At 69.3% G+C, this 17,443-nt stretch carries 12 protein-coding genes and 2 pseudogenes; 9 read left to right on the top strand and 5 right to left on the bottom strand.

The window, feature by feature from the left end:
• The first annotated feature begins 9 nt into the window (after positions 1-9).
• Genes ACZ44S_RS35625 through ACZ44S_RS35615 form a run of 3 tightly spaced genes read left to right on the top strand, consistent with a single transcriptional unit; the run spans position 10 to position 5,027 of the window.
• Positions 10-2,607 carry a PEP/pyruvate-binding domain-containing protein gene (locus ACZ44S_RS35625; protein WP_466936887.1) on the top strand — a complete coding sequence of 866 codons (2,598 nt, stop codon included), beginning with the start codon at positions 10-12 and terminating at the stop codon, positions 2,605-2,607.
• Between the two features lie 30 nt (positions 2,608-2,637).
• Positions 2,638-3,837, top strand: coding sequence for a cytochrome P450 (locus ACZ44S_RS35620; protein ID WP_466936885.1), 1,200 nt, complete (start codon positions 2,638-2,640; stop codon positions 3,835-3,837).
• Between the two features lie 11 nt (positions 3,838-3,848).
• Positions 3,849-5,027, top strand: coding sequence for a cytochrome P450 (locus tag ACZ44S_RS35615; protein WP_466936883.1), 1,179 nt, complete (start codon positions 3,849-3,851; stop codon positions 5,025-5,027).
• A gap of 103 nt (positions 5,028-5,130) precedes the next feature.
• On the opposite strand, the gene ACZ44S_RS35610 is transcribed toward ACZ44S_RS35615, so the two are convergent.
• The 3 genes from ACZ44S_RS35610 to ACZ44S_RS35600 all read right to left on the bottom strand — a co-directional run bounded on the left by ACZ44S_RS35610 (position 5,131) and on the right by ACZ44S_RS35600 (position 8,511).
• On the bottom strand, positions 5,131-6,069 hold the full coding sequence (locus tag ACZ44S_RS35610; RefSeq protein WP_466936882.1) for an SAM-dependent methyltransferase: 939 nt from the start codon (positions 6,067-6,069) through the stop codon (positions 5,131-5,133).
• 214 nt (positions 6,070-6,283) lie between these two features.
• Entirely contained in the window at positions 6,284-7,714 is a 1,431-nt protein-coding gene (locus ACZ44S_RS35605) for an NAD(P)/FAD-dependent oxidoreductase (protein WP_466936880.1), read from the bottom strand.
• A complete protein-coding gene (locus ACZ44S_RS35600) occupies positions 7,711-8,511 on the bottom strand; it encodes a thioesterase II family protein (RefSeq protein WP_466936878.1) in 801 nt (266 codons plus the stop codon). Before ACZ44S_RS35600 ends, ACZ44S_RS35605 begins: the two co-directional genes overlap by 4 nt.
• A 179-nt stretch (positions 8,512-8,690) precedes the next feature.
• Here ACZ44S_RS35600 and ACZ44S_RS35595 point away from each other — a divergent pair, with 179 nt between their 5' ends.
• From ACZ44S_RS35595 to ACZ44S_RS35575, 5 genes are all read left to right on the top strand, one after another.
• On the top strand, positions 8,691-8,951 hold the full coding sequence (locus tag ACZ44S_RS35595; RefSeq protein ID WP_466936876.1) for a ferredoxin: 261 nt from the start codon (positions 8,691-8,693) through the stop codon (positions 8,949-8,951).
• A gap of 152 nt (positions 8,952-9,103) precedes the next feature.
• On the top strand, positions 9,104-9,778 hold the full coding sequence (locus ACZ44S_RS35590) for a TetR/AcrR family transcriptional regulator (RefSeq protein WP_466936874.1): 675 nt from the start codon (positions 9,104-9,106) through the stop codon (positions 9,776-9,778).
• A 588-nt stretch (positions 9,779-10,366) separates the two neighbouring features.
• Positions 10,367-11,284 (top strand): ABC transporter ATP-binding protein, encoded by a 918-nt coding sequence (locus ACZ44S_RS35585; RefSeq protein ID WP_466936872.1) that lies wholly within the window; start codon positions 10,367-10,369, stop codon positions 11,282-11,284.
• On the top strand, positions 11,281-12,888 hold the full coding sequence (locus ACZ44S_RS35580) for an ABC transporter permease (RefSeq protein ID WP_466936870.1): 1,608 nt from the start codon (positions 11,281-11,283) through the stop codon (positions 12,886-12,888). The genes ACZ44S_RS35585 and ACZ44S_RS35580 overlap by 4 nt, the downstream gene beginning before the upstream one ends.
• A gap of 284 nt (positions 12,889-13,172) precedes the next feature.
• Positions 13,173-14,555, top strand: coding sequence for a PhoX family protein (locus ACZ44S_RS35575; protein WP_466936868.1), 1,383 nt, complete (start codon positions 13,173-13,175; stop codon positions 14,553-14,555).
• 660 nt (positions 14,556-15,215) lie between these two features.
• Here ACZ44S_RS35575 and ACZ44S_RS35570 read toward each other — a convergent pair.
• Positions 15,216-15,656 (bottom strand): annotated as a pseudogene (locus ACZ44S_RS35570) (transposase); the annotation flags it as partial.
• 15 nt (positions 15,657-15,671) lie between these two features.
• Between ACZ44S_RS35570 and ACZ44S_RS35565 the strand changes: the two are divergent.
• Positions 15,672-15,983 (top strand): annotated as a pseudogene (locus tag ACZ44S_RS35565) (hypothetical protein); the annotation flags it as partial.
• A gap of 241 nt (positions 15,984-16,224) precedes the next feature.
• Here the strand turns inward: ACZ44S_RS35565 and ACZ44S_RS35560 are convergent.
• Complete coding sequence (locus tag ACZ44S_RS35560) at positions 16,225-17,388, bottom strand: hypothetical protein (protein ID WP_466936866.1); 1,164 nt, start codon at positions 17,386-17,388, stop codon at positions 16,225-16,227.
• Between the last annotated feature and the right edge of the window lie 55 nt (positions 17,389-17,443).

Genomic DNA, 17,443 nt, shown 5'->3' with positions numbered 1-17,443 from the left:
GAAGGTGTCATGAGCCTGGCACAAGAGAAGGACCCGGTGCCGCTGGCCCTGGCGTTGGGCGCCCCCTCGGCAGCCGTGGAGGTGATGGGAGGCAAGGGCGCCTCGCTGGCCCGTCTGACAGGCGCGGGACTGCCGGTCCCCGACGGCTTCTGCCTCACCACCGAGGCCTATCGGCGGGCCGTGAGCGGCCTCGACGCACGGATGCGGGCGGTCGTCGAGAGCGCGGACCCGACCGACCCGGCGGCGCTGGAGACCGCGGCGAAGACGGCCATGGCACTCTTCGCGGAACTCGACATCCCCGGAGAGGTCATGAGCGCGCTGCACGACCACCACGCCCGCCTCGGCGGACCGGACATGGCGGTGGCCGTGCGCTCCTCCGCCACCGCCGAGGACCAACCGGACCTGTCCTTCGCCGGGCAGCACGACACGTTCCTCAACGTGGTGGGCGCCGCCGCGCTCGTCGACGCGGTGCGCGCCTGCTGGGCGTCACTGTGGACCGCCCGCGCCATCGGCTACCGGCGGCTCCACGGCGTCACCGCCGACGAGGTGGCCATCGCGGTGGTCGTGCAGCGGCTCGTGGCCGCCGACGTCGCGGGAATCGCCTTCACCGCAGACCCGGTGACCGGCGCCCGGGACCGGATCGTCATCAACGCGGCCTGGGGCCTGGGCGAGGCCGTGGTCGGCGGGCACACGAGCGCCGACACGCTGGTCATCGACAAGGCCAGTGGGCTCCTGGTGGGAGGCAAGGTCGCCGACAAGGCCGTCATGACCGTCGCGGCACCGGACGGGACGCTGGAGCGGCCGGTACCCGCCGAGCTGCGGCGCCGACCCGCGCTCAGCCCCGACCAGTCGGCCGAACTGACCCGCCTCGCGGTGCGGGTGGAGGAGCTGTACGGCTCACCCATGGACCTCGAATGGGCCCTGCACGAAGGGAGTTTCCAGCTCCTTCAGGCCCGTCCCGTCACCACCCTGCCCGACGCGGACGGGGCGGAGGAGACCTGGAACGACACACTGACCGGCGACTACCTGTGGACCCGCTCCAACTTCGGTGAAGCCGTGCCCAGCGTGATGACCCCGGCGACCTGGTCCCTGTTCCGCACCTACTTCATCGGCCAGGCCTGGATGGGCGTCGCCGACATCGAGGGCCACCACGCCGCCGGGAACATCGCAGGCCGCTGCTACGTCAACCTCAGCACGCTCACCTCCGTGAGCAGGAGCAAGGTCTACCGCTCGCTGATGAACGAGTCCTTCGGCCCCTTTCCCGACGACCTTCCGATTCCGCCGCTGCCCCTGTCGCGGCTCCAGGTTTTGCGGTCCGTCATGGCGAAGGGCCCCGCGTTCCGCCGCGCACTCGGCCCTTACCTCAAGGACTTCCCCCAGCAGGTCGAGCGGACCAGGGACACCTGCGAGACGGTGCGGAGCAGGATCCACGCCGCCGGCTCCGCGGCCGAACTGGCCCGGCTGTGGCGGACCGAAGTGGACCCCCTCCTGCGCTCGGCATGCCTGCTGTTCGCGGCCGGCGGCCGCCAGGGCGGGGTCGCGCTGGCCACGTTTCCGCGCTGGCTGCGACGGCACGGTGTGAACGCAGCCGACACCCACACACTGTGCACGACCGCCGACCCCGACGCCCTGGCCAGCCTGGGACCCCTGCTGGGCCTGGAGCGGCTGCGCCGAGGCGAACTGACCCACGCCGAGTACGCCGCCCGCTGGGGACACCGTTGCCCCGACGAGTTCGAACTGGCCGCCGTACGCCCCATCGAGGACGACCAGTGGATCGTCCGTCAGGTGGCCGGCCTGGACCAGGCACCCACCGACGTGACCGCTCTGCTGGCGGCGCAGCGCGCGGCACGTGACGCGGCCGTCGCCCGGTTCACCGACCGCCACCCCCGCAAGGCCAAGAGCCTGCACGCCAGGATCCGCAAGGTGGCCGTGGGCCTGCGGGGCCGCGAAGCGGGCCGCTCGGAGACCAACCGCGCGTTCTGGGTGGCCCGGGTCTTCTGGCTGCGCGCGGGGGAGGTCACCGGCCACGGCGACAAGCTGCTGTTCCTGTCGGCCGACGAGATCCTGACGGTCCTGAACGGCGACGCCTCGCCCCTGGCGCGAGTCCCCGGCCGACGGTCCGCCTTCGAGCGCTACCGCGCTTTGCCCGCGCCCCCGATGCTCATCCGTGGCCGGTTCGACTTCGAGGGATGGGCCGCCGACCCGGGCCGGCGCAGCGACCGCTACGACGGCCGCGCCGCGCTCGACGCTCAGGGCCCGCCCGCCTCCGACCTCACCGGGTTCCCGGGCTCCGCGGGCTGCGTCGAGGGAACAGCCAGGGTGCTGGACTCCATGGAGCAGGGCGCGCAACTGCGTCCGGGGGAGATCCTGGTGACCAGCGTGACCAACGTCGGCTGGACGCCCCTGTTCCCGCGCGCCGCCGCCGTGGTGACCGACATGGGCGCCCCCCTGTCGCACGCTGCCATCGTCGCCCGCGAACTGGGCATCCCCGCGGTCGTCGGCTGCGGGGACGCCACCGCGCGGCTGCGCACCGGAGACCGCATCCGCGTCGACGGCGGTAAAGGCACAGTCACCGTTCTGGGCCCTTCGCACACCACGCAACCATGAACAAGGCCGTCCGAGACCAGGAGCTGAACAGTGACCGAAGCCGGCCCGCCCCATGACTTCCCCTTCCTGCCCGTGCACGCCCTGGAGGTCGAGCCGATCCTGAGCCGGCTGCGCCAGGAGGAGCCGCTGACCCGTGTCCGGCTTCCCTACGGCGGCGAGGCGTGGCTGGTCACCCGCTACAAGGAGGTACGGGCGGTGCTGGCCGACCCGCGCTTCAGCCGGTTGCAGGCCACGGACCGGGACGTGCCTCGCCGACAGGAACTCCAGCCGCCGCCCGAGGGCATCATGTACATGGACCCTCCGGAGCACACCCGCATCCGCCGCCTCGTCGCCAAGGTGTTCACCGCCCGCCGGGTCGAGGCACTGCGCCCCAGGGTGCAGGAGCTGACCTCGGGCATGGTGGAGGAGATGGCGGCCCACGGCCCGCCCGCCGACCTGGTGGAGTTCGTGTCGTTGCCGCTGCCCACCGCGGTGATCTGTGAACTCCTCGGGGTGCCGTTCGACGACCGGCACACCTTCCGAGAGCACGTGGACGCGATGATGGCCGCGCACACCTTCTCGCACGTCGAGTACCTCAAGCACATGCGATGGCTGCGTGACTACTTCGCCGAGCTGATCGCGCTCCGCCGCCGGGAACCCACCGACGACCTGCTCGGCGCGCTGGTGCGGGCGCGTGACGACGAGGACCGCCTGAGCGAGACCGAACTGGTCATGCTGGCCTCGGTCTTGCTCGTGGGAGGACAGGACACCACGGCCAGTGAGATCACCAACGCCCTGTACACGCTGCTGCGCCACCCCGACCAGCTGAAGCGGCTGTACGCGGACCGGAGCCTGCTGCCGAGCGCGGTCGACGAACTGCTGCGGTTCGTGCCGCTGGCCAGTGGCCACCACATGGCCTTCATCGCCACGGAGGACATCGACCTGTGCGGGAGGACGGTGAAGAAGGGTGAACCGGTCTTCACCCACCCGCAGTCCGCCAACAAGGACCCCGACCAGTTCCCCGACCCCGAACGGCTGGACCTGGCCCGCGACCCCAACCCGCACCTGAGCCTCGGTCATGGCATGCACCACTGCCTGGGGGCACCGCTGGCCCGGCTGGAGATGCAGATCGCCATCGGCACCCTCCTGGACCGGTTCCCGCGGTTGGAGCTGGCCATCGACGAGGAGGACATCCCCTGGCGGGACAGCCTGTTGCTGCGCGGCCCGACGGCGCTGCCGTTGAGCTGGTGAGGAGAACGCCCATGACGACGCCGACCCCCCGACTCCCCTTTGACCAGCCGCACCCGCTGACCATGCCGCCGCAGCTGCGCGAACTCCAGCTGGACGGCCCCATCCACAAGATCCACACCGAGGTGGGGGACGAGGCGTGGCTGGTCACCGGCTACCCGCAGGTGCGTGAGCTGCTGGACGACAGCCGCCTGGGCCGTTCGCACCCAGACCCCGCCAACGCGCCCCGGGTCGGACAGTCCGCACTGCTCGGCGCGGTGATGAGCAACTACGCCACCGAACACGAGGACCACGCCTATGTCCGCCGGGTCGCGCAGCCTCTGTTCTCGCCCAAGCGCATGCGCGCCATGCGCCCACACGTCCAGGAACTGACCGCGAACCTCCTGGACGACCTGGCCAAGAGCGAACAGCCCGCCGACCTGCTCCAGGCACTCGCCCTGCCCCTGCCGATCCTGGTGATCTGCGAGTTGCTGGGCGTGTCCTACGACGACCGTGACCGGTTTCGCGCATGGGTCCTGGCCGCCGCCGACGCACAGGACCGGGAACGCTCCCGCAAGGGACTGACCGAGCTGTACGCGTACAGCCAGGAACTGGTCGCGCTGCGCCGGCGCCGGCCGGGTCAGGACGTGGTCTCCCGCCTGTGCGCGGTGGACGGCCTCGCCGACGACAAGATCGCCACCCTTACGATGGCGCTGCTGTTCGGCGGCCACGAGACGACCGTGGTCTCGCTGGGCCTCGGCGCGCTGTTGCTGCTCGCTCACCCGGAGCAGGGCAAGGCGATGCGCGACGACCCGGACCTCATCCCCGGAGCCGTCGAGGAGATCCTGCGGATGCCGGTGAAGAACCGCGGGGGCCTGGTGCGTTACGCCCGGGAGGAGATCGAGTACGCCGGCGTGACGATCCGCCCGGGGGAGCTGGTCCTCCTCGACAACCGGGGCGCCAACCACGACACCGGCGTCTACCCCGACGCGGACCGGTTCGACGTCACCCGCCGCGACGCGCCGCATCTGACGTTCGGCCACGGACCGCGCTACTGCATGGGCGCGCCGCTGGCGCGGGTGGAACTCCAGGTCGCCTTCGAACAACTCGTCCACCGCTTCCCGACCATGCGGTTGGCGCGGCCGTACGAGGAGCTGATGGGCCGGGCGAACCTGGTCACGGGAGGCCTGGCGGAACTCCCCGTCATGTGGTGACCGAGCAGCCGCACCCCGACGCCGAGCGCCCCGGACGGTTCACATCCGTCCGGGGCGCTCTCCGTAGCTCCGCGCTCGCCCCCGCCGTGGCAGGGGCGGCCCGTCACTCCGGTTTGCGGCCGAAGGCCAGGATGTACTCCCGGCTGCCCACGCGGCGTTCGGCGACCCACAGGAACAGGCGCATCTTGAAGCGCTGGCGGGCGCTCAGCCGGCGGTTCTCGGGCGCCGCGAACCGGCGGCGGGTGAACTCGACCCGCGGCGGGATCACCTCGGCGGTGATGGACTTGACGTCCACGTCGACGAAGCCCGCCTGACGCATCCGCTCGGCGTACGTCTCCATGGTGTACCAGTTGTCCGGTGGCACGACCTTGTCGCGCACCCAGTGCTCGAGCCACTGGACGGGGCCCGGCTTGCTGCTGCCCACGCGCACCGGCACCAAGTCGGCCGTGGCGATGGTGCCGCCCGGCCGCAGCACCCGGTGGGCCTCCTCGAAGAAGCGCTGGCGGGTGTTGAAGTGCAGAGCCGACTCCAGCGCCACCACCCGGTCCGTCGAGGCCGCACCGAGCGGTACGTCCGTCGCCGAGCCGATCCTCAGGTCGATCACGTCGGCGAGCCCCAGGTCGGCGACGCGCTTGCGGGCCACCTCCACCTGGGCGTTGGTGACGTTGACGCCCACGATACGCTGCGACTCGCGCGTGCGGGCCCAGCGGATGTCCTGCTCGGCGTAGCCGAATCCGCAGTCCAGAACGCGGTCTCCCGCGGACATGCCCACGGTTTCGGCCAACAGGTCCGCCAGCGCCTCGCTCGCCTCGTCCTGGTCGGTCGCGCCCGTCGCCCAGTAGCCGTAGTTGAGGTAGAGCGTCTTGATGGCCAGGAAGTCGCGATAGAGACTGCGACCGGTGATCTTGCGGTCGTTGAGTTCGTACAGTGACCGTACCCGGCCCTCCAGGTCGCCGGTGAAGTAGCGCTTGAGGCGAGTCAGGTGCGTGGCGACGTTCTGGAGACGGCCACGATCCTGCTCGATGATCACACTCTCGGACATGAGATGCCTCTCTCGGTTGTGCGATCCCCTAGGGTCTGTCGTTCGGATCATGTCGCAGGGAACTGACGGTGCCTGGTCAGCACCGTGAGCGGGGCCTGGTGCGTGCAGCTGCAAGGCGGAGGAGGGCGCCAGGGCGGAGCCCTGGCAACCGACGACAACGCGGCAGATGCGCGTGCCAGGCCCCGCGTCTGCGGCGTGATCCGGACGGCAGGCCCTAGGCGGGTTCGGGAGCGGAGACGCCGCCCCGGGCCGTGCGGAGCATCGCGGTCTCACGTGCCGTCAAGGGGGGTCTGGTCAGGGGAGGATGGGCGGCACCGCGCCGTAGCGCCGCGATGACCTCGGGTGTCTCCAGGCTGTTCACCGGTGCGGACAGAGTGGTCACCTTCACGGCTGCCCGGTGCACCTCGGGGTCGCGCAGCGAGGCGTCTCCCACCATGTCGGCGAAGGTGCGGCTCTGCGCGTGCGTGCCGCCCACCAGTCGGGGGTCCTTCATGTCGGTGCGGCAGTCGGGGTAGGACAGATCCTGAGAGGCGGCCAGCATCCACGGGTCGTCGACGGCGACAGCCACAGAGCGCTGGACGGCCGCCGCAAGCCCAGGTGTCATGCCGGTGCGATCCAACTCCCTGGCAAGGGCGTCGGCACAGTGCGCCGCGGCGCTCAGACCGTGGGCGTAGATGGGGTTGAACGCGGCCACTGCATCGCCGATGGCCACCAGTCCCTCCGGCCAAGCGGCGATCCGCTCGTAGTGGCGACGCCGGTTGGCCGTGCTGCGAGAGCCGTACACCCCGGTGAGCGGCTCCGCGTGTTCGAGGAGATCGGCTATGAGAGGTGATCTCAGGCGCCGTGCGAAGGGCAGGAACTGCGACTCCTCCGAGGGCGGTTCGCCGCCCCGGGTGCCCGACAGGGTGAGGATGAGGCGACCGCCCTCGACGGGGACCAGGGTGGCGTTCTGCCCTGGTCGGCGTGCCCGGTGGTCGGCGAGTACGTTGACCAGGGGGAAGGTGTTCTCCTCGAAGGGAGCGCGGAAGACGCGCGTGGCGTAGGCGATGCCGGTGTCGACGAGGTCCTCCTGGACAGGTTCCACCTTCAGCGCTGCCAGCCACTGTTTGAGGGGCGAGCCTCGCCCGGTGGCGTCGACCACGAGGTCCGCCGTCAGCTCGACGGGTTCGTCGGCGCCTCGGCCCCGGACGCGTACTCCGGTGACGCGGTGGGCGTCTCCACGCAGTTCCAGCACCTCGGTGCCGTCCATGACGGTGATGCGTCCGGTGCGCAGAGCGTGGTCGCGCAGGGTCCAGTCGAGCAGTGTCCGGCTGCAGGTGATGATGAATTCGGTGGCCGGGAAGCGGTGTTGCCACCCGTAGGCCGTGAGCCACAGGCATTCCGTGGGCACTTCGCGGCGATGGGCACCGGAGGCGATCAGTTCGTGGGTGACGCCTGGCATCAGTGTCTCGATGATGCGCGCGCCACCGGACAGCAACAGATGGGCGTGGCGAGCCTGTGGCAGGCCTCGACGGAAGTCCGGCTCGGTCGGGAAGACGTCTCGGTCCACGATCGTCACGGACTGTACGTGCCGGGTGAGGGCGACGGCTGCCAGGGTGCCGGCGATGCTGCCGCCCAGGACCACGGCATGGGTCGATCCGGTCATCGGGCAGGAGTCCCTTCGGCGTTGACGGCGGTGTCCGGCCCGAGACCGACGGCGGCGAGATCGGCCGTGATCGCCTCGGCCACGGCGGGCCAGTTGTCGTTGAGGTAGAAGTGGCCGCCGGTGAAGACCCGGCGCCGGAAACTCGCCGAGGTGAGTCCACGCCATGTCTCGGCCTCCTCGACCGTCAGGCCCGGATCGGCGTCGCCCATGAAGACGCTGATCGGGCATGTCAACGGTGGACCGGGCCGGTGCTGATACGTTTCGATGGCCTTGTAGTCGGCACGCAGCGCGGGAAGCACCATGCGCACGACGTCCTCATCGGCGAGGAGACTTGCGTCAGTGCCGCTGAGGCGACGTATCTCCGCGATGAGCACGTTGTCGGTCTGCCGGTGGAGGCTGGCGCGGCTCGGGATGGTGGGCGCGCGTCGTCCGGAGGCGAGAAGGGCGACGGGGAAGGGAGCCCCCGGGTCCTCGGCCAGTTGGCGGCTGACCTCGTAGGCCAGGATCGAGCCCATGCTGTGCCCGAAGAAGGCCAAGGGCCGCCCGTCGGGGGCGGCCAGGACCTGACGGATCACTGTGGCCAGCTCCGTCAGGTCGTCCACCAGGGGTTCGGCGCGTCGGTCCTGCCGGCCCGGATACTGCACGCCCACGACTTCGACAGCTGGGGACAATACTGCGGACAGACGGTAGAAGTACGTTGCTGATCCACCTGAGTGCGGAAAACAGATCAGTCTGGGTCCCTGCTCCGTGCTGGCGTGAAAACGGCGTAACCAGAGACCGTCGTCAAGCTTGGTCATCGGGTCGGCACTCCCTTTCCCTGGGGACGACGATCGCATTGCGATACGGCTTGTGTAGCCCGCGCCAATTCACCGCCACAACCCTTAATGCGGTGCGGACCTAGGGGGCGGGTCGGGGTTGCGTGGGGAATCCGGGTCGCCAACTCTGACATCAGGCAACGGCCTTGGGCGGAGGACGGATGGCGGCGACGCAGACCACTGGCGCGGCGGACGATGGCACCTCCTGGCAGGTCACGGTCGACACCCGGAGGTGCGTCGGTTCCGGAGTGTGCACTCACTTGGCCGCCCGGCGGTTCGAGCTGGCGGACGGGCGGTCGCGCGCGGTGAGCGCGATGGTGCCGGTGGACCAGAGCGTGCTGGACGCGGCCGAATCCTGCCCCATGGAGGCGATCACGGTGGTGGAGGAGCCCAGCGGGGAAGTTTTGGCACCTCAGCCCTGACACGTTCCTCAGGCTGCGCGCTTCCGGTGCGGATCGAACTCAGCTTTGCTTTTTGCCGCGTTGCTGAAGCCGACCCATGCCCGTTGCTCCCAATACACGCGTATGGTATACAGACGTATCGTGAATTGAACGCGTGTATTGCCGGAGGTGCTGTGGAGCCCGAACAGGACCCCGAGGTCGACGAGCGCACCGCCCGAGCCCGTATCAGGGACGCGGCGCTGGGCGAGTTCGCGCGCCGAAGGATGGGCGGCGCGACGATCCGCGGTATCGCTGAGGCGGCCGGCGTCTCGCCGGGGCTGGTCCAGCATCACTTCGGCTCCAAGGAGGAGCTGCGCGCGGAGTGCGACCGCTACGCGTTCGACATGCTGCGCCGCACCAAGCAGGATGCGATCAAGGGGGGGATGGAGGACCCCAACTTCCTTTCTGTGGTTCTGCGTGCCGCCGCACCGGTCCAGCGCTACGTGGCCAGTGCCCTGGTGGACGGCTCACCTGCGGCGGCCGCCTTGTTCGACGACGTCGTGAGCATGAGTGAGACCCTCCTGCGGGAGGGCGGGCCGGGGACCGTCGCACCCAACACATCCGACCTGCACGCCTACTCGGCCGTCATGACGGCGATGAACCTGGGCATCCTCGTCCTCCACGAGCACTTGACGCGCGCGCTCGGCACCAACCCGCTGAGCATCGAGGGCTATCCGAGACTCGGTTTGGCCTTGCTCGACATCTACGCCGACGACCTGATCGATCCGGATACTGCCGCACAGGCCCGGGCGGCGCTCGAGGCGATGAGGGACGCATCTGCCGGACGACGTGCGGAGCAGGAGGAGTGATGGCGGCTGCCGAGCGACTCCCAGCCAAAGACCGGGCTGCTGTGTGCCTGAGCAGGCGTGGCGGCAGCGCAGGCGCTTCGTCCGCTGCGGCCGATTCACCGGCGCGGCGAGGCGGGCACGGCCGGGCAGTGACGACGGCGTCATGACCGGCTTACCAGAGGCGTCAGCGGACTGCGGACGTGCTGTTCGCCCGGCGGGACGCACTCACCGGCCGCAGCTCTTCGAAGAGGGCGTCGGCGCCGCCGCGCCCGGTCGTGTGCGGCCCCTCATCCGAAGCCGAAGACCGTCCGCGACGTTCTGTCGTCGCCGGCCTCCTGTGCCGGGTGCCGACCGAGGGCCCCACGGTGTGTGTCCGGCCCTCGCGCGGAGCCGACTTGGCGAGCCGCACGTTCTCGACCGCTGTGCGCAGCGGTGGTTGGCGGGCCGAGGCGATCGCGGCGTGAGGCTGCCTACGGCGGAGGCGGCGGCACGCCGGACTGACTCGGACCCGCCGTCGTGGGCCGGAGGAGTTCTTGATGCCCGCCACGCGCCGCGCCAGCGGCCGCGTCCCAGAGCTGCCCCCATGTTCCCCTCGACGAGGAGACCTCCATGACTCCCCCGACGGCGCCCGCGATCTCAGTTCGCGGACTGACCAAGTCGTTCGGCCGTGCCCGTGCCCTCGACGCGCTGGACCTCACTGTCAACAGCGGTGAGGTGCACGGCTTCCTCGGTCCCAACGGGGCCGGCAAGACCACTACCATCCGTGCACTCCTGGGCCTGTACAAGGCCGACGGGGGAGAGCTGAGTCTGCTGGGCGGCGACCCTTGGGCCGACGCCGAAGAACTGCATCGGCGGCTCGCCTATGTCCCTGGCGACGTCACCCTGTGGCCCAACCTGTCCGGCGGCGAGACGATCGACCTGATCGGACGGATGCGCGGCGGGTTGGACAAGTCCCGCAAGGCCGCTCTGATCGAGCGGTTCGACCTCGACCCCAAGAAAAAGGCCCGAGCCTACTCCAAGGGCAACCGGCAGAAGGTCATGCTCATCGCCGCGCTGGCGTCGCAGGTTGAGCTGCTGGTCCTGGACGAGCCGACGTCCGGCCTGGACCCGCTGATGGAAGCGGCGTTCCAGGAGAGCATTGCGGAGGAGAAGCGCAGCGGCCGCACCGTGCTGCTCTCCAGCCACATCCTCGCGGAGGTGGAGGCGCTGTGCGACCGCGTCACCATCATCCGGGACGGTCGGACCGTGGAGACGGGAACACTGGCCGAGCTCCGACACCTGACGCGCACGTCTTTGCGAGCCGAAGTGGATTACCCGCCTGCCTCGTTGGGCGGCATGGTGGGTGTGCACGACCTCACCGTCGACGGCCATCAGATGCGGTGCGAGGTCGATACCGATCGGCTCGGAGCCGTGGTTGCGGAGCTGGCCGCCGGAGGGCTGCGCAGTCTGGTCAGCCAGCCGCCGACGTTGGAAGAACTGTTCATGCGGCACTACCGCACCGGTCGGACCGCGGAGGCGGCTCGATGACCGGATTCACCGGCACTCGTGGCCTGTCTGGGCTGGTACTGCGCCGGGACAGGTGGATCCTGCCGTTCTGGGTGGTGCTCCCCGGGCTGGCGGCGGGCAACTTCGTGGTGGCCTCCAAGGAGCTCTACCCGACGGCTGCGGAGCAGAAGGAGTACGTCGCCACCACAGCGACCAACCCGGCGTTCCTTGCTCTGTTCGGCCCGATCCACAGCGCGGACATCGGTGGCATTGTCACCCAGCGACTCGGCATGGCACCCGTGATCGTCGCCTTGGTCAGCGCCCTCACCGTCATTCGGCACACCCGGACCGAGGAGGAGCGAGGACGACGCGAGCTGCTGGCCGCCACGGCCGTGGGCCGCAAAGCCGGGTTGGCGGCCGCTTTGACGGTGACGATGGTCGCCAACGTGTTGCTCGCGGTCATCATCGCCGTGAGTGTCACCGGCAGAGGGCAGGACAGTGCGGGTGCTTGGGCGCTCGGCCTGTCGATCGGCTCTGTGGGAATCGTCTTCGCGGCTGTGGCGGGTGTGGCCGCCCAGCTGACCCAGACCGCCGGGGCCTCCCGCGGGCTCGCGTTGAGTGTTCTCGGTGCGGCATTCGCGGTGCGTCTGGCGGGCGATGTGGGAGGGCAGGGCAACAGCGGCGAGTGGCTTACCTGGCTTTCGCCCATCGGCTGGGCACATCGCCTACGGCCGTTCGCCGACGAGCGTTGGTGGGTGCTCTTGCTGCCGCTGGCCGCAGCCGTCGTGCTCACGACGATCGCGTCGCGACTGGTGGCCCGCCGGGATATCGGCGAGGGTGTGCTGCCTCCTCGACCCGGGCCGGCCGAAGCGTCTTCCCGGCTGAGTGGCCCTCTCGGCCTTGCCTGGAGGCTCCAGCGTGGTCCGCTCATGGGCTGGACGGCCGGATTCCTGGCGATGGGCGCGATTTTCGGCGGCGTTGCGGAGGGGGCGGGTGAACTTCTGCGCGACAACGAGGACTTGAGTGAGGTCTTCGCGCGCTTGGGCGGCGCGTCCGGCCTGACGGACGCGTACCTGGCTGCGATGATGGGTCTCGTCGGGCTGGTTGCGGCGGCCTATGGCATTCAGGCCGCGCTGCGGTTGCGGACGGAAGAGACGGAGCAGCGAGCCGAGCCGCTTCTGGCCACGGCGGTCAGGCGGCTGCGGTGGGCGTCCGGCCATCTGCTGTTCGCTCTGATCGGTCCGGTGGTGGGATTGTCCGCCGCCGGGCTGGCCGCTGGGCTGGTGCATGGCCTGAACACGAACGACGTCGGCGGGCAGGTTCCGCGTGTCCTCGGCGGCGCACTCGTGCAACTGCCCGCGGTCTGGCTGTTGGCCGCGGTCGCCGTCGCCGTGTTCGGGGTGTTGCCCCGGTTGACCGCGGGTGTGGCGTGGACGGTGCTCTCGCTGTGCGTGCTGTTCGGGCAGTTCGGCGCCGCTTTGAAGATGAACCAGTCGCTGTTGAATCTGTCGCCGTTCACTCACATCCCGAAACTGCCGGGCGGGGACGTGTCCGCGACGGATCTGGCCTGGTTGCTGGTCCTGGCTGTTGCCTTGGCCGCGGCGGGTCTTGCCGTGCTGCGTCGACGCGACCTTCCCGTTCCGTAGTCCGGGGAGAGCCGTCGGCGACCACCGTTGCACCGCTGACGCGCGCCCCGTTCCGCCGCCGTCACCTCGCGGCGGGACGGGGCGCGTCGGTGACAGGAGGTCGAGTGGCCTCGCCGAAGGGGGCAGGCCAAGCGCATCGTGGCGTTGGAGATCTTGACGATGGCATCATTTGCATGGAGCACGCTCCGGCCCGTTCGCGCCACACGTGTGGTTCCCGTGGGGAAAGCCAGATGATAGACACGGCGAGATCGCTGTTCCTGTACGCCTGACAGGAAGGTCTGCTCATGACGGAACCCCGCCGAGCCGCGACTCGTCGTCAAGTCCTCGCTCGCACCGGAGCCTTGAGTGTGGGTATCGCCTTCACCGGGTCCCTTTCCGAACTCTTCACGGGCACGGCTGCCGCCCAGAATCTCGGCCACTCCGGCTACGGCCCGCTCGTCCCCGACCCGAACGGCCTGCTCGACCTGCCGGAGGGGTTCCGCTACAAGGTTCTGTCCCGTGAGGGCGACCAGCTTCGCTCCGGAGAAGGCCTGGTGGCCTCGAATCACGACGGCATGTCGGCCTTCGCGGGTAAACACGGCCGGGTCCACCTGGTCCGCAACCACGAGAACCCCAGCATCGGAAGAGTGCCTGTCCCTACCGTCGAAGGTCTTACCTACGACCCCGCGGGCAAGGGCGGCTGCACGGTCCTGACGCTCGACCGGCACAACAACGTGTTGTCGGAGCGGGTCGCCATCGCCGGTACGGCCGTCAACTGCGCGGGCGGACCGACCCCTTGGGGCACCTGGCTGACCTGCGAGGAGACGGATGCTCGGGTGGGTGTCGGTGGATACACCAAGGACCACGGGTTCATCTTCGAGGTCGACGGCGCCGACCCGCGGCGCTCGGGGGCGGTGCCGCTGACCGCGATGGGCCGCTTCCAGCACGAGGCGATCGCCGTCGACCCCAAACGCGGCGTCGTCTACGAGACCGAGGACGCGTTCCTGAAGCCCTTCGGCCTCTTCTACCGCTTCCTGCCGAACAGGCCGCTGGGCGGCCTGGGTTCGCTGCGCGCCGGCGGCCGGCTCCAGGCGATGCGGGTGCCCGGGGTGCCGGACCTGTCCTCCATCCAGGAGACTGGTGCCTGCTTCGAGGGCGTGGAGTGGGTGGACGTACCGGATCCGCTGGCCGCAGAGACCCCCATCCGCCTCCAGGACTTCGGACCGAAGGGCATCACCCACGCGCAGAAGCTGGAGGGCTGCTACTGGGGCGGGCGCTGTGTGTACTTCGTGTCCTCCTTCGCCCGCAGCGCGGAGGGTTCGGCCGCGGACCACTTCGGCCAGATCTGGCGCTACGACCCGTCCTCGCGCCGTCTGACCCTGGTGATCGTCTTCGGTCCGGACACCGACGTGCAGTTGCCCGGCGAGTCCCCGGACAACATCTGCCTCGCCCCCAGCGGCGGCCTGATGGTCTGCGAGGACGGCAACGGTGCCCAGCACGTGTACGGCGTCACCCGCCGCGGCGAGGTCTACCCCATGGCCCGCAACGCCCAGAACATCGGCACCGCCGAGGAGCCGGAGTGGGGCGAGTTCGCAGGCGTCACGTTCTCGCCCGACGGGGAGACGATGTACGTCAACTGCTATGCGCCGGGGACGACGTTCGCGGTGACGGGGCCCTGGCGCAGGTAGATCTCGACCGGGCCGGGAGTCCATGAAGCAGGCCCGCAGATGTCGTTTCCTTTCGATGTTTGATTCCGGGATGGCTGATTCATCCTGGGGTGCCGGGTCGTGCCAGGAGATGGTGCCGGTGGGCGGCGAGGCGGCGGGCCATCAGGTCGGTCATGGCGAGGTGGGTCGTGTCTCCGGTGCGGGCGGGCAGCGGAGGCGCCCTCCACGTTGCAGCGCAGTTCCGCGGTGCTGAGGAGTCACGGCTCAGACACTGCCGTCGCGCTCAGTTCGTGCTTCTCTCATTCGTCCCAACCGATCACAGCTCTGTCCCGGGCATGCCTGACTGGACTGCCGAGTTGGCACGACGGGGAGACGAAGCGATGAGCGCGGACGTTGCGCGATTCGCCTCCCGTGGCTGCGCCCCAGGGTGAGCCGGAACCGTGCCGCACTGTCTGGAGGGAGCTCCCGTTCGTCCCTGCGATGACGTCCCGCCTCAACCTCGTCCAGAAGAACATCGGGTACGACGTGCTGGGGGTTGCCGACCCCGATCGCAGAGCGTGCTCATCGAGAGTGACCAGGCCATCATGTCCACTTCCACGCGGATCGTGCGCGTCATCTCACACGGCAGTGCGGCAGAGCATTTCAACCGCTCGCGGGCAGCCGCGAACGCTGAGCACATTCCTATTTTCCGGCGTGCGGGGAGGTCGGTAACGGCGTCGTGTCGTCGGGGTAGAGGGTGTCCGTGCTCTCGTTGGAGAGGTAGCGGCGGGGGAAGGTGATCCATTCGTCGTGGAGTTCGGCGAGGACCGCGGTGGCCAGTCGGAGGACTGCGGTCGGGTTCGGGAAGACCTGGACGACGTCGGTGCGGCGTTTGATTTCCCGGTTCAGCCGTTCCGGCGGGTTGGTGGACTGGATCTTCTTCCAGTGCTGGTGGGGGAAGTCCGCGAACGCGGTCAGGTCCTCCTTCGACTCCTGCAGCATTTCTCTGACCTTGGGGAACTGGCGGCCGAGCAGGTCGGCGACGGTGTCGAGCTGGGCGAAGATCGTGCGGATCGTGGCGGCGGCCATCTCGGCCGCTTCCTTGTTGATCACGCTGAACACGTTGCGCAGGAAATGAAGCCGTAAAGAATCAAGGTGCTGCTTTACAGATACTGGCTCGTTGTCAGTGTATGGCGGTTCCGGAGGAGATCTGTTCAACTTCAGGGCAGGTTCTCGGCGTTGTTGCCTCACCTGAATGAGCTGCAGCGGCGTCTGGCCCTGGCTACCGAGGCCCGGCTGATCGGGCATGGCGGTATACGGACGGTGGCACGGATCGCCCAGGTCGGCGAGACGACCGTGCGTCGTGGGGTGTCGGAGCTGGAAGCGAGGGCCGGGCCTCTGCCGGACGGCCGGGTGCGTGCACCTGGCGGAGGCCGCAAGCGGGCCGAAGCCAACGAACCTGTCCTGCTGAGAAGGTGTTTTTCAAGTTGGCAGGACGGCTCGGCAGTGCTGCCTGAGTGTGGAATCCGCTGCCGTAGGCCGCCTCGCGTGTAACTCGAACACCCTTTGTGTCGTGGACGCTTACCTCGTGCTTCGAGCGCCCCGAGCCCATGCCACCCTGCCAGGCTCAGAGGCTTGAGCGGCTCAGCACGTCGGCGGCGTGGGCATGCGTACAGCACCTGGTCTGTAGGCCCTTGAGCGGGCCGAGGCGTCAAGTGACGCCCGAGCGGATATGGGCGTTGATGTAGTGGTCGAAGGGGTGGGCCACCTTGCGGGTGAAATCGGGGTGTGGTTTCTGGAACTCACCGGCGAGGAAGCCTGGGTCGGCTGCGTACCATCGTTCGACTATCGTGGCCTGCTGCTCGATTCCGTAGGCCGACCACGGCTTGCTGGGATCGCCGCCGGGTTCGTAGGTGCTCTCGAAGACGCCCTGACAGAAGTATGTCGTAGCAGGCCAGCGCTTGGCCTGCCATACGTGCGTCAGCTCGTGGATCAGCATCTGTCCACGCTGGGTGGCCCTTCCCTTGGGTGCCATTGGGTCGTCGAAGTGTTCTCCCAGGTTGACCAGGTAGGAGCCACCGGCGCCTGGGATGACAAAGGCTCGATTGTCCAGCCCGCTGATGTTGGTCAGGACGATCTGCTCCCGGCTGGGAAGCGTGGGGCCAAAGACCTTGGCGGCGAACGCGGCCTCCTCCTCGGACAGCGGTCGGTGCTTGACGAGGGCCTCGGCGGCAGCTCCGGCGGCCAGTGCCGGGACGATCGCGGCCGTGCCGAATACCAGCAGTACACCGGAGGCTATCGTCACTCCGACGGGCAGTTGCGGGAACGGCCAGGACTCCCGCGCGGCCTCTCCAAGCTGGGAGCCGATAACCAGTGCCGCGGCCGTGCCGCCAGAGCCCGTAACGGCAGCGGCGCCGACGAACTGTGCGACCGCCGTTGCGATGTCTCCCAGTGTTCCGAGGACCCCGGACACCTCCCATTCCTTGCGGACTGTGAGCCGGGCGTCGCGGGCGAAGGTAAGCCAGTTCTGCCGGATGTCCTCGTTACGGCCATCCTCTGACCAGTTCTTCTGACGGTCCCCCGGCGTGTCGGTGCCGAAGACACGCCCCTGGTGCACGTCGAGGGCCCGCAGCCGACCGGCGCCACCGTCCACGGTGGGGTACACAACGAACGCGAACGAGGGAAAGCCGGTGGCGCGCATGTGCCCGGTCGAGGTGTATGTGCCGTCGCTTCGCAGGACCATCTCGACGCGCCCGCCGAGTGCGGTATCGGTGGTGACCGGCTCGGCCAGCCGTAGTTCGCCAGGCACCGCATCGAGGCGGCGCAGCACGTCGCGTGCGGAGACCGGGCGTCCGGCCCCTAGGCTGTCCGCCACCTCGCGGAGGCTGATGACCCGAGGGGGCGCGTAGAGGTGGAATCTGCGGACGCTC

It is taken from the genome of Streptomyces malachitofuscus (assembly GCF_055571035.1).
This window is presented reverse-complemented; position numbering and strand designations above follow the sequence as displayed.

What these genes read in the sequence shown, in the direction of transcription:
- ACZ44S_RS35580 (WP_466936870.1), top strand. Translation starts at nt 11,281, where the DNA reads ATGACCGGATTCACCGGCACTCGTGGCCTGTCTGGGCTGGTACTGCGC.
- ACZ44S_RS35595 (WP_466936876.1), top strand. Translation starts at nt 8,691, where the DNA reads ATGGCGGCGACGCAGACCACTGGCGCGGCGGACGATGGCACCTCCTGG.
- ACZ44S_RS35575 (WP_466936868.1), top strand. Translation starts at nt 13,173, where the DNA reads ATGACGGAACCCCGCCGAGCCGCGACTCGTCGTCAAGTCCTCGCTCGC.
- ACZ44S_RS35585 (WP_466936872.1), top strand. Translation starts at nt 10,367, where the DNA reads ATGACTCCCCCGACGGCGCCCGCGATCTCAGTTCGCGGACTGACCAAG.
- ACZ44S_RS35610 (WP_466936882.1), bottom strand. Translation starts at nt 6,069, where the DNA reads ATGTCCGAGAGTGTGATCATCGAGCAGGATCGTGGCCGTCTCCAGAAC.
- ACZ44S_RS35600 (WP_466936878.1), bottom strand. Translation starts at nt 8,511, where the DNA reads ATGACCAAGCTTGACGACGGTCTCTGGTTACGCCGTTTTCACGCCAGC.
- ACZ44S_RS35625 (WP_466936887.1), top strand. Translation starts at nt 10, where the DNA reads ATGAGCCTGGCACAAGAGAAGGACCCGGTGCCGCTGGCCCTGGCGTTG.
- ACZ44S_RS35615 (WP_466936883.1), top strand. Translation starts at nt 3,849, where the DNA reads ATGACGACGCCGACCCCCCGACTCCCCTTTGACCAGCCGCACCCGCTG.
- ACZ44S_RS35605 (WP_466936880.1), bottom strand. Translation starts at nt 7,714, where the DNA reads ATGACCGGATCGACCCATGCCGTGGTCCTGGGCGGCAGCATCGCCGGC.